The organism is Sphingomonas sp. (assembly GCF_025353885.1).
In the GTDB taxonomy this organism is placed as follows: Bacteria; Pseudomonadota; Alphaproteobacteria; order Sphingomonadales; family Sphingomonadaceae; genus Sphingomonas_O.
Window position 1 is genome coordinate 1 of record NZ_JANXNX010000001.1, and the last position, 10,635, is coordinate 10,635.

Annotated in this window: 12 protein-coding genes and 1 pseudogene; 8 read left to right on the top strand and 5 right to left on the bottom strand. The window is 62.5% G+C overall.

What is annotated here, in order from left to right:
- Positions 1–268 precede the first annotated feature (268 nt).
- The gene (locus Q0R02_RS00005) at positions 269–1,108 is read right to left on the bottom strand and encodes an LOG family protein (protein WP_293879701.1); all 840 of its coding nucleotides are present in this window, start codon (positions 1,106–1,108) and stop codon (positions 269–271) included.
- Positions 1,109–1,135: 27 nt separating this feature from the next.
- Positions 1,136–1,798 (bottom strand): extensin family protein, encoded by a 663-nt coding sequence (locus Q0R02_RS00010; protein ID WP_293879703.1) that lies wholly within the window; start codon positions 1,796–1,798, stop codon positions 1,136–1,138.
- Between the two features lie 138 nt (positions 1,799–1,936).
- Between Q0R02_RS00010 and Q0R02_RS00015 the strand changes: the two genes are divergently transcribed.
- Genes Q0R02_RS00015 through Q0R02_RS00025 form a run of 3 tightly spaced genes read left to right on the top strand, consistent with a single transcriptional unit; the run spans position 1,937 to position 5,837 of the window.
- Positions 1,937–3,064: a phosphoserine transaminase gene (locus Q0R02_RS00015; protein ID WP_293879705.1), complete on the top strand. Its 1,128-nt coding sequence runs from the start codon at positions 1,937–1,939 to the stop codon at positions 3,062–3,064.
- A 55-nt stretch (positions 3,065–3,119) separates the two neighbouring features.
- On the top strand, positions 3,120–4,697 hold the full coding sequence (serA, locus tag Q0R02_RS00020; RefSeq protein ID WP_293879707.1) for a phosphoglycerate dehydrogenase: 1,578 nt from the start codon (positions 3,120–3,122) through the stop codon (positions 4,695–4,697).
- Positions 4,698–4,730: 33 nt separating this feature from the next.
- On the top strand, positions 4,731–5,837 hold the full coding sequence (locus tag Q0R02_RS00025; RefSeq protein WP_293879709.1) for an ATP phosphoribosyltransferase regulatory subunit: 1,107 nt from the start codon (positions 4,731–4,733) through the stop codon (positions 5,835–5,837).
- A gap of 85 nt (positions 5,838–5,922) precedes the next feature.
- Here the strand turns inward: Q0R02_RS00025 and Q0R02_RS00030 are convergent, their stop codons facing one another.
- The gene (locus Q0R02_RS00030) at positions 5,923–6,234 is read right to left on the bottom strand and encodes a hypothetical protein (RefSeq protein WP_293879711.1); all 312 of its coding nucleotides are present in this window, start codon (positions 6,232–6,234) and stop codon (positions 5,923–5,925) included.
- A gap of 181 nt (positions 6,235–6,415) precedes the next feature.
- Between Q0R02_RS00030 and Q0R02_RS00035 the strand changes: the two genes are divergently transcribed.
- Positions 6,416–7,702 carry an adenylosuccinate synthase gene (locus Q0R02_RS00035; protein ID WP_293879713.1) on the top strand — a complete coding sequence of 429 codons (1,287 nt, stop codon included), beginning with the start codon at positions 6,416–6,418 and terminating at the stop codon, positions 7,700–7,702.
- 75 nt (positions 7,703–7,777) lie between these two features.
- On the opposite strand, the gene Q0R02_RS00040 is transcribed toward Q0R02_RS00035, so the two are convergent.
- On the bottom strand, positions 7,778–8,119 hold the full coding sequence (locus Q0R02_RS00040) for a hypothetical protein (RefSeq protein ID WP_293879715.1): 342 nt from the start codon (positions 8,117–8,119) through the stop codon (positions 7,778–7,780).
- A 200-nt stretch (positions 8,120–8,319) separates the two neighbouring features.
- On the opposite strand from Q0R02_RS00040, the gene Q0R02_RS00045 reads away from it, so the two are divergent.
- Positions 8,320–8,982, top strand: a complete 663-nt coding sequence (locus tag Q0R02_RS00045; protein WP_293879717.1) for an MBL fold metallo-hydrolase — start codon at positions 8,320–8,322, stop codon at positions 8,980–8,982.
- A gap of 13 nt (positions 8,983–8,995) precedes the next feature.
- On the top strand, positions 8,996–9,400 hold the full coding sequence (locus tag Q0R02_RS00050; RefSeq protein ID WP_293879722.1) for a low affinity iron permease family protein: 405 nt from the start codon (positions 8,996–8,998) through the stop codon (positions 9,398–9,400).
- Between the two features lie 6 nt (positions 9,401–9,406).
- On the opposite strand, the gene Q0R02_RS00055 is transcribed toward Q0R02_RS00050, so the two are convergent.
- Positions 9,407–9,829, bottom strand: coding sequence for an MAPEG family protein (locus Q0R02_RS00055; RefSeq protein WP_293879719.1), 423 nt, complete (start codon positions 9,827–9,829; stop codon positions 9,407–9,409).
- 203 nt (positions 9,830–10,032) lie between these two features.
- On the opposite strand from Q0R02_RS00055, the gene rpmF reads away from it, so the two are divergent.
- Entirely contained in the window at positions 10,033–10,212 is a 180-nt protein-coding gene (gene rpmF, locus Q0R02_RS00060) for a 50S ribosomal protein L32 (protein ID WP_293879721.1), read from the top strand.
- An 89-nt stretch (positions 10,213–10,301) separates the two neighbouring features.
- Positions 10,302–10,635: pseudogene (locus tag Q0R02_RS00065) on the top strand (phosphate acyltransferase); the annotation flags it as partial.

Genomic DNA, 10,635 nt, shown 5'->3' on the forward strand with positions numbered 1-10,635 from the left:
CGGCACCGGCTGCGGGCAAGCCCGGCGCAACCGGATCCGGCGCTCCCGCTTCGGGCAATTCAACGGCAAAGCCCGCAACCAAAGGCTGAACCGCTTTCCGAGGGCAACCGGCATAATCCCGTCACCCCGGCGTAGGCCGGGGCCTATACGGGCGTCCGAAAGATATGCCCGCGACCAGACAGCCGTATAGGCCCCGGCCTACGCCGGGGTGACGTATTTTCGCCGGGGCGTCGTATTTTAATTCTTTCGCTTTGTGAGAATAAAGCCCTCACGCCTCCCGGTAAAAATCCTGAACAACGGCCCAGGCCTCTTCGGCGGTATCCACAAACCGGATCAGATCGACATCCTGCGCCGAAATCACGCCCTCCTTGGCCAGCGCGTCGAAATTGATGACCCGCGTCCAGAATTCCTTGCCGAACATCAGGACCGGCATCGGCTTGATCTTGCCCGTCTGGATCAGCGTCAACAACTCGAACGTTTCGTCGAAGGTCCCGAACCCACCCGGAAACACCGCGACGGCCCGGGCGCGCAGCAGAAAGTGCATCTTGCGCAGCGCAAAGTAATGGAACTGGAAACTCAGCGACGGCGTCACATATTGATTGGGAGCCTGTTCGTGCGGCAGGACGATGTTCAGCCCGACCGACTCTTCGCCGACGTCATGGGCCCCGCGATTGGCCGCTTCCATGATCGACGGCCCGCCGCCCGAACACACCACGAAATGCCGTTTTCCGTTCACGTCGCGCGGCGATGCGCTCGCCAGCGCCGCCAGCTTGCGTGCCTCCTCGTAATAGTGTGACTTGCCCTCGAGGCTGGTTGCGACTGCCGGATCGTCATGATGCGCCTTGACGCCCGGTTCCGGGATTCGCGCGGAACCATAGAACACCATCATCGACCCGATATTGGCCTCGTCCAGCATCAGCTCGGGCTTCAGCAATTCCAGCTGGAACCGCACCGGGCGCAGATCCTCGCGCAACAGAAAGTCCATGTCCTGGAACGCCAGTTTATAGGCGGGGCTTTCGGTCTGCGGAGTCGGGTCGCAATGCCGTGCGGTTTCGGCTTCAGTGGCGGCGCGTTCGAACACGCGCGACGGGATACGGGTTTCTGTCATCCGTCGCGCCCTACCGACAAAGCGTTCCTAACGGCAAAATGATTTTCCACCCATGTCGAAATGCAGGTGATCGTGGTGCAGCGCATTATAGTCGGGGCTGAGCACCGTCACGAACCGTCGGCAAGCCGAAGTGCGTACCGCCCGCAGGAATGCGGCGCCATCGCCGCCCGTCGTCCAGTCGCTGTTGACGGTAATACGCCGCCCGTCGTCAAGCACGAAGCCGCTGACATCGACCGCATTGGCATGCGCGTGTTCAGACAGCTTGCCGCTCGTCGCGCCGTTGACGTTGCGGCACGAATAGGTCCCCATCGTCTCGATTCTGACAACGCGCCCGCCAAGATACTCCTGCGCCGGACCCTGCAGATCATTCTGGACCCACATCACAAAAGAAGTCGCCAGCCCACAGGTCATTGCGCCCAGATTGGTGGTCGGCGTCCCGATGTCGCGCAGTTGCACAGACCCGAGCGCATCACAGCTTCCACCGAAAGTCCGGTCGGGCAACAGTGCATATCGCGCAACAAGGCGGTCGAGCTTGCCGATACATTGTTTCAGCACGACCGGGTCGTTCGCGCGGACCAAGATCGACTGGCGCGGCGGGGTTTGTGGCCCGCGCGGGCGTCGATCGGAGCGCCCGATACACCCTGCCAATGTCAGCAGAATGGCGAGCATCAGGATCGAACGCTTGGTCATACAGCCATGTCTTCACCGGAATCGGGTGAACGTGGCAATAACGAAACGACCGCTTGACCGCAGGATTCTGGCCACTAGAGGCGGCGACGGGCCACGCGGTCCCAACGCCGCGCGAGCTCTCTGTGAGGAGAGACAGACATGACTGAACTAACCCGACCTAATGTAAAGCCTGCGCGTCCGCATTTTTCATCCGGACCTTGCGCCAAGCCACCGGGCTGGGAAGCCGTCCGCCTTGCCACCGCATCACTCGGTCGCTCGCACCGGTCAAAGATCGGGAAGGCCCGGTTGCAACTTGCCATCGACCTGACCCGCGAGATCCTGAAAGTTCCCGACACGCACCGTATCGGGATCGTGCCCGGTTCCGACACTGGCGCGTTTGAAATGGCGATGTGGACGATGCTCGGCGCACGCGGCGTCACCACCGTCGCATGGGAAAGCTTTGGCGAAGGCTGGGTCACCGACGCTGTAAAACAGCTAAAGATCGACCCGATCGTCGTCCGCGCCGACTATGGCCAGCTTCCCGACCTCACGACCATCGACCAGACCACCGACGTTCTGTTCACCTGGAACGGCACGACGTCGGGCGTTCGCGTTCCCGATGGCGAATGGATTTCGGACGCGCGCGAAGGGCTGACCTTCGCCGACGCGACCAGCGGCGTATTTGCCTATGACCTGCCGTGGGACAAGCTCGATGTCACGACCTTCTCGTGGCAGAAAGTCCTGGGCGGCGAAGGCGCGCACGGCGTCATCATCCTGGGCCCCCGCGCTGTCGAACGCCTCGAAAGCTATACCCCTGCGTGGCCGCTGCCAAAGATATTTCGCCTCGTTTCCAAGGGCAAGCTGACCGAAGGCGTGTTCAAGGGTGAGACGATCAACACACCCTCGATGCTCGCCGTCGAGGATGTGATCTTTGCGCTCGAATGGGCAAAGGATCTGGGCGGCCTTTCGGGCCTGATTGCGCGCAGCAACGCCAATGCCGCCGCGCTCGACAAGATCGTGTCCGACCGTCCCTGGCTCGGTCATCTCGCCGCCGATCCGGCCACGCGTTCGACCACCAGCGTCTGCTTGACGGTCGAGGGTGCCGACGAAGCGCTCGTCAAAAAGTTCGCCGGTCTGCTCGAAGCCGAACATGCGGCTTATGACATCGCCGGTTACCGCGATGCCCCGCCCGGCCTGCGGATCTGGTGCGGCGCGACCGTCGACACGGCTGACGTCGTGGCGCTCGGACCGTGGCTCGACTGGGCATGGGCTCAAGTCGCAGCCTGATCCTTTTTATCTCCGGCGCTCGGTCCATCGATCGGCGCGATCAAGGAATACCCACATGGTAAAAGTTCTCATCTCCGACAAAATGGACCCCAAAGCCGCCGAGATTTTTCGTGCGCGCGGCATTCAGGTCGATGAAATTACTGGCAAGACCAAGGAAGAGCTGATCGCCATCATCGGCGACTATGACGGCCTTGCCATCCGTTCGGCGACTAAGGTAACCAAAGAGATCATCGCCGCCGCCAAGAACCTGAAGGTCGTCGGCCGCGCCGGTATCGGTGTCGATAACGTTGATATTCCTGCGGCTTCGGCCGCCGGTGTCGTCGTCATGAACACGCCGTTCGGCAACTCGATCACGACCGCCGAACATGCCATTGCGCTGATGTTCGCGCTCGCCCGCCAGCTTCCCGAGGCCGATGCCTCGACCCAGGCGGGCAAGTGGGAAAAGAACCGCTTCATGGGTGTCGAGCTGACGTCCAAGACACTCGGCCTGATCGGTGCCGGCAACATCGGTTCGATCGTCGCCGAACGTGCGCGCGGCATCAAGATGAAGGTCGTCGCTTATGATCCATTCCTGACCCCCGAACGCGCCATCGACATGGGCGTGGAAAAGGTCACGCTGGACGAACTGCTCGCCCGCGCCGATTTCATCACGCTGCACACGCCGCTGACCGACCAGACGCGCAACATCCTGAGCCGTGAGAACATCGCGAAAACCAAAAAGGGCGTTCGCATCATCAACTGCGCGCGCGGTGGTTTGATCGATGAAGCGGCGCTGAAGGAAGCGCTCGATTCCGGGCAGGTCGGCGGCGCGGCCCTCGATGTGTTCGTCGAAGAACCAGCCACCGCATCACCCTTGTTCAACACGCCCAATTTCATCTCGACACCGCATCTCGGTGCATCGACGTCGGAAGCTCAGGTCAATGTTGCGATCCAGGTCGCCGAACAGCTTTCCGATTTTCTGCTCGACGGCGGTGTCACCAATGCCCTCAACATGCCGAGCCTCAGCGCGGAGGAAGCCCCCAAGCTGAAGCCGTATATGGCGCTGGCCGAACGGCTCGGTTCGCTGATCGGCCAGTTGGCACACGATAACCTCACCAAGATCTCGATCGAGGTCGAGGGGGCCGCTGCCGAACTGAACATCAAGCCGATCACGGGTGCCGTTCTCGCCGGTCTGATGCGCCGCTATTCCGACACGGTGAACATGGTCAACGCGCCCTTCCTCGCCAAGGAACGCGGCCTCGACGTGCGCGAAGTGCGGCACGACCGCGAAGGCAATTACCACACCCTGATCCGCGTCTCGGTCCAGACCGAGGAAGGCGAAAAGTCGGTCGCGGGCACCTTGTTCGGCAACGCCTCGCCGCGCCTGGTCGAAATCTTCGGAATCAAGGTCGAAGCAGATCTGGCAGGCGACATGCTCTACATCGTCAACGAAGACGCGCCCGGCTTCATCGGTCGCCTTGGTTCGTCGCTCGGCGATGCGGGTATCAACATCGGCACCTTTCATCTGGGCCGTCGTGGCAGCGGCAGCGAGGCGGTGCTCCTGCTGTCGCTCGATTCGCCTATCCCCGAACCGGTGCTATGGGCATTGTGCAAGCTGCCCGGCGTAAAGACGGTGAAGGCCCTGAAGTTCTAGTTTTGCGAAACATGGGGAGGGGGAGAGACGAGCATGACCATTCCACCGGGCCTCCTTCCCGAAGGATTGCGCGACCGGCTGCCGCCCGAGGCCGCCGCCCAGACCCGGATCGTTCGGGCGTTGCTCGATACCATTGCGACGCATGGCTATGACCTGGTGTCGCCGCCCCTGGTCGAGTTCGAGGAGGTCCTTGCCGGACGTCTGGCTGCGGGCCGGGCGCAGGACTTGCTTCGTTTCGTTGATCCGGTGTCGCAGCGGACGCTCGCGCTGCGCCCCGACATCACAATCCAGGTCGGTCGCATCGCCGCCACGCAACTGGCGGCGGCACCGCGCCCGCTGCGGCTGGCCTATGGCGGCCCGGTCCTGAAACTGCGCGCCTCGCAACTGGCTCCTGCGCGCGAAATCATGCAGATCGGGGCCGAGCTGATCGGGCGTGATACGGTTGCCGCCGCGTGCGAGATCGTCCGGGTCGCGGTCGAGGCGCTGCAGGCTGCGGGCGTCACGTCAATCACCGTCGATCTGACGTTGCCCGACCTGGTCGAAACGCTGGCCGGTCGCATCCTTCCCGCCAGTCGCATCGCAAAGTTGAAGGCGCTGCTCGACATGAAGGATGCGGGCGGGCTGATCGGTGAGGGTTTTGCCAGCTGGCTGCCGCTCTTGGCCGCGACCGGCCCGATTGGTGCGGCGATCGAACAACTCGCGACGTTCGACCATGCTGGACTCCTGACATCGCGGATCGACGGGCTCACGGCCATCGCCGACGCCATCGGGAAGGCCGCCCGCGTCACCATCGATCCGACCGAGCGCCATGGTTTCGAATATCAGAGCTGGTTCGGCTTTTCGCTGTTCGCCGACGGTATTCCAGGCGAAATCGGACGCGGCGGCAGTTATGCGGTGGTCCATCCGGGTGGTGGTGAGGAGGTTGCGACCGGCTTTTCGCTCTATCCCGATGCGTTGCTGGAAGCGCCCGTTCCTGCCAACGTGGCGACCGTGTTCATTCCGCTCGGGACTTTGCCTGCGGTGGCCGCAGAATTACGCGCCAATGGCCATCGCACGATTGCGGCGCTGGACGATCACTGCGATGCGCAATCTCTGGGTTGCACGCACCGGCTGTCCGGCGGCGAGGCAGTTGCAGTCTGAACGACTTTGCCGAGGCCGCTAATTCGTTCAAAGGCGGGTGGCTGACCTGACCAGCCGCCCGCTTCGAGGAGGATTCAGCAAAAGGTTACTGCGGCTGACCCGGGCCGTCGGAGCCGTGGTCGCCCATGCCACCCATATCACCTCGCGGCTGGCCCCCTTCTGCACCACGGGCGGCACGGCGCGCTTCCATGGCGGCCTTCAGTTCGGCCTTGCATGGGCCTGACACCGAAGCCTGCTTTTCCATCATGCACGCCCGGCGGGCACCACGGTCGCCGGTTGCGGGGCACAGCGCCGCCACCTCCGCCCGGCAAGCTGGTGAAATCATGGGCCGTGCCGCTTCCTGTGCCTGGGCGGCCGTACCCACAGCAATCGCCATCACGAACATCAACTTGCGCATTTCAAGATCCTTATCACCAGCAAACCGCACGCCTGCACGGTATCGTCGAGCGTGCATACGCCTCGAAGATTTGCGCTGCGATGAACGCGATTTGGCCCAGTGCGCTGAAAAAATTGGACGCGCCGGGTCGCTATCAATACGGACGCAGCCGAGTTTCATTTCAGCAACACACGGAGAGCCTGTGGCCAACGTCACTGTAATCGGCGCGCAATGGGGCGATGAGGGCAAGGGCAAGATCGTCGACTGGCTCGCCGCGCGCGCCGATGTTGTCGTCCGCTTTCAGGGGGGCCATAACGCCGGGCACACGCTCGTCGTCGATGGCGCGGTCTATAAGCTCAGCCTGCTGCCCTCGGGCATCGTGCGCGGCACCCTGTCGGTGATTGGCAACGGCGTAGTACTCGACCCCTGGCATTTCCGCGACGAGGTCGCCAAGCTGGCCGCGCAGGGGGTCACAATCAATCCTGACAATCTCCATATCGCCGAAACCTGCCCGCTGATCCTGCCGTTCCACCGCGACCTCGACGGACTGCGCGAGGATGCCAGTGCGTTCAAGATCGGCACCACGCGGCGCGGCATCGGCCCGGCCTATGAAGACAAGGTCGGCCGTCGCGCGATCCGCGTCTGCGACCTCGCCCACCTCGACGCGCTGGGGCCGCAGATCGACCGCCTGTGCGCGCACCATGATGCCCTGCGCGCAGGCTTTGGCGAACCGCCGATCGACCGCGCGTGGCTGATGGCCGAACTCACCGAAATCGCACCGGCCATCCTGCCTTATGCAAAGCCCGTCTGGCACGAACTGAACATCGCGCGAAAGGCCGGCAAGCGCATCCTGTTCGAGGGCGCACAGGGGATGTTGCTCGACGTCGACCATGGCACCTATCCCTTCGTAACCTCGTCCAACACCGTTTCCGGCACTGCCGCCAGCGGTTCGGGCCTGGGCCCGTCGGCGGCGGGGTTCGTGCTGGGCATCGTCAAGGCCTATACGACGCGCGTCGGGGCGGGGCCCTTTCCAACCGAACTGGAGGATGAAACCGGCCAGCGGCTTGGCGAACGGGGCCATGAATTCGGCACCGTGACGGGTCGCAAGCGGCGCTGTGGCTGGTTCGACGCGGTGTTGGTCCGCCAGTCTGCCTCGATCAGCGGCACGACCGGGATTGCGCTCACCAAACTCGACGTGCTGGACGGGTTCGAAACGCTGAAAATCTGCATCGGCTACCGGTTGAACGGCAGGACTTATGATTATCTGCCGCCGCACGCCATCGACCAGGCCGCGGTCGAACCGATCTACGAGGAGATCGAGGGCTGGTCACAATCGACGGCAGGCGCGCGAACCTGGTCCGAACTGCCCGCACAGGCCATCAAATACATAAAGCGCGTCGAGGAATTGATCGAATGTCCGGTCGCGCTGGTCTCGACGTCTCCCGAACGGGAAGACACGATCCTAGTCCGCGATCCGTTCAGCGACTGATCCGACGGGACCATGAAAAAGGACTCCGCGCCGTAAAGCGCGGAGTCCCTCATCAAGCTGCCATCAAGCTACAGGTCAGTGTGGCTTCTTCATCTTGTGCTTCGACTGGGTTTCGTCGGTCGGCGGCGTCGTCCCCATGGTCGACGATGTTGTCGAACTTTCGGGGGCCTGGGTCGTCGTTGTCGACGTGGTCGTGTCAGTCGGCATGGTCGTCATCGAAGCTGACGAATCGGTTGCCTGGCCTCCGCTCATCGGTGTGCCAGCGGTGCTGCTGGTGGTGCCCGTCGTGGAACTTTTTGACCCAGTCGTGGTGCCCGTTGCGCCCATTGTGGACCCGGTCGACCCGGTTGTGGTCTGGGCCAGAACAGCGCCGGGCAGCGCGACAGCAGCCAGCATGGCAATGAAAGTTTTCGTCATGATATCAATCCGTTGTTACGCGGCAGGGGGTTTGCCGACGAGGTATTAACTACGCGCTGTCGCCCTCGTTCCGCGACCCCACCACGGCGCAACCCGTCCGGGTTTCGGTTCATCTCAGGGCTCAGCCGTGCTGTTTACCAGTTAACGCCTGAAGCCATCATGGGCTTGCGCATAGGACCCGCCCGCGCCATTTCGCTGTCATGACCGAAGCCCCCCTGCGCGCCACGATCGTGCCCGTCACGCCACTCCAGCAGAATTGTACGCTTTTCTGGTGCACCAAAACGATGCGCGGCGCCTTTGTCGATCCCGGCGGCGACCTGACCAAACTGAAAAGAGCGGCCGAGCAAAACGGCGTGACGATCGAGAAAATCCTGATTACCCACGGTCATATCGACCATTGCGGCGAGGCGGGGACGCTGGCCAAGGAACTGGACGTGCCGATCGAAGGCCCGCATGAGGCCGACCGTTTCTGGATTTCGCGGCTCGAGGACGACGGCAAGCAATATGGCGTTGCCGGGCGCGTGTTCGAACCCGATCGCTGGCTCGACAATGGCGACCAGGTGACCGTGGGCAATCTGACCCTCGACGTGTATCACTGTCCCGGCCACACCCCCGGCCACGTCGTGTTCCACCACCCTGAATCAAAGGTGGCGATGGTGGGTGATGTGTTGTTCCAGGGATCGATCGGCCGCACCGATTTCCCGCTCGGCAACCATCAGGACCTGCTCGACGCCATAGTCACGCGGCTCTGGCCGCTCGGGGGGGACACCGCGTTCGTACCTGGGCACGGAGCAATGTCGACATTCGCCCATGAGCGCGCAAGCAACCCTTACGTCGCCGACAAAGTTCTGAACGGGGCCTGAGATGAACAAGATTTTGGACGACCTCTTCACCAGGATTGCGTCGTCGATCGCCGCCGCCTCGGGCCAGCCGGGCGCGTTCATTCTGGCGCTGGTCACGGTGATCATCTGGGCACTGACCGGTCCGATCTTTGCCTATTCGGAGACCTGGCAGCTCATCATCAATACCGGCACGACCATTGTCACCTTCCTGATGGTGTTCCTGATCCAGAATTCACAGAACCGCGACACGGCCTCGATGCAGGCCAAGATCGACGAATTGCTCTATGCACTGGAAGGGGCGCGCGAACAGTTCATCGGCATCGAACACCTCAGCTCAAGCGAAATCGAACGTATTCGCCGCGAGCTGGAGCACGAGGTGTGCAGCGTCAAGGGCGCGAAGGTCGACAAGAGCGTCAGCAAGCTGATCAACCGGCTCTGAAGCCCGTTATCCCTGTTGGACCGTCTCGGTGGGCACAACCCGCAACGGCGACATATAAGGGATGGCGATGGCATAAATCGCCAGCCCCAGCATAATGAGGAAGGTCGTCAACGTGCCGATCATCCGCCCGGCCTTCCAGCCATCCATGCCGAATGGATGCAGCACGCGCCCGATCAGGAACACCGACATTGCCAGCCAGAGCGCGAACGAGGTTCCCGACGCCAGCTCGATGACGGCGAACAGGATCAACACGATCGGCGTGTATTCGATGAAGTTGGCCTGCGCCCGCATCCGCGCGATCAAAGGTTCCTTGCCGCCGTCGCCGACCGAGACCTGTTCGGATTTGCGCTTCTGCCCGACGCGTATCGCCAGCCACAGGTTGATCAGCGCCGCCGCGCCCGTGGCGGTCAGTGTTACCGGCAAAATCATGTCATTCTTCCCTGTATTTCCGGGCCGCCCCCTGCCACGACTGCGTTTGCCTTGCAACGGACAGCAGAATCGCTATAGGCCCATCGCTCGCAAGCGGTAGAGATTGGCCGCCATCGTTCGCGGTCCGTCCATCGGGCTGCCGGGCAATGGCCGGACGATTTATCCCGTTTATTATTGAATTCTACAGTTAAGACAGGTGCCGCATGGCTGTTCCAAAAAGAAAAACTTCGCCCTCGAAGCGTAATATGCGCCGCAGCCACGATTCGCTGACCGTCGCGTCGTTTCAGGAATGCCCAAATTGTGGCGAGTTGAAGCGCCCGCACAATCTTTGCGACTCGTGTGGTCATTATAATGGCCGCGAAATCCTTTCGGTCGCTGGCTGAACCACGAAATTCCTAGCGGGGGCGCCGTTTTGACCGAAGGCCCACGGCCTGCCGAGAAGTTGGTGGTTCCCCGATTGGCCATCGATGCGATGGGTGGCGACGAAGGGCTGGCAGTCATGCTGGCGGGTGCCGCGCTCGCGCAACGCCGCTGGCCCGGCCTGACCTTCCTGCTGGTCGGCGATGAAGCCGCAATCCAGGTCGGCCTCGTCAAACATCCCGGCCTTGCCGCTGTCAGCGCGATTGCCCATGCGCCCGACGTCGTCGGTGGCAGCGACAAGCCTGCCCAGGCACTTCGTCGTGCCAAGTCGACGTCGATGGGGATCGCAATCGATGCCGTGAAGACCGGCAAGGCCGGTGCTGCGGTATCGGCGGGCAATACCGGCGCGCTGATGGCGATGGCCAAGCTGTCGCTGCGCACGATGC

Coding starts and splice junctions, on each gene's coding strand:
- rpmF (WP_293879721.1), top strand. CDS start 10,033: ATGGCTGTTCCAAAAAGAAAAACTTCGCCCTCGAAGCGTAATATGCGC.
- serA (WP_293879707.1), top strand. CDS start 3,120: ATGGTAAAAGTTCTCATCTCCGACAAAATGGACCCCAAAGCCGCCGAG.
- Q0R02_RS00025 (WP_293879709.1), top strand. CDS start 4,731: ATGACCATTCCACCGGGCCTCCTTCCCGAAGGATTGCGCGACCGGCTG.
- Q0R02_RS00015 (WP_293879705.1), top strand. CDS start 1,937: ATGACTGAACTAACCCGACCTAATGTAAAGCCTGCGCGTCCGCATTTT.
- Q0R02_RS00030 (WP_293879711.1), bottom strand. CDS start 6,234: ATGCGCAAGTTGATGTTCGTGATGGCGATTGCTGTGGGTACGGCCGCC.
- Q0R02_RS00010 (WP_293879703.1), bottom strand. CDS start 1,798: ATGACCAAGCGTTCGATCCTGATGCTCGCCATTCTGCTGACATTGGCA.
- Q0R02_RS00045 (WP_293879717.1), top strand. CDS start 8,320: ATGACCGAAGCCCCCCTGCGCGCCACGATCGTGCCCGTCACGCCACTC.
- Q0R02_RS00005 (WP_293879701.1), bottom strand. CDS start 1,108: ATGACAGAAACCCGTATCCCGTCGCGCGTGTTCGAACGCGCCGCCACT.
- Q0R02_RS00040 (WP_293879715.1), bottom strand. CDS start 8,119: ATGACGAAAACTTTCATTGCCATGCTGGCTGCTGTCGCGCTGCCCGGC.
- Q0R02_RS00055 (WP_293879719.1), bottom strand. CDS start 9,829: ATGATTTTGCCGGTAACACTGACCGCCACGGGCGCGGCGGCGCTGATC.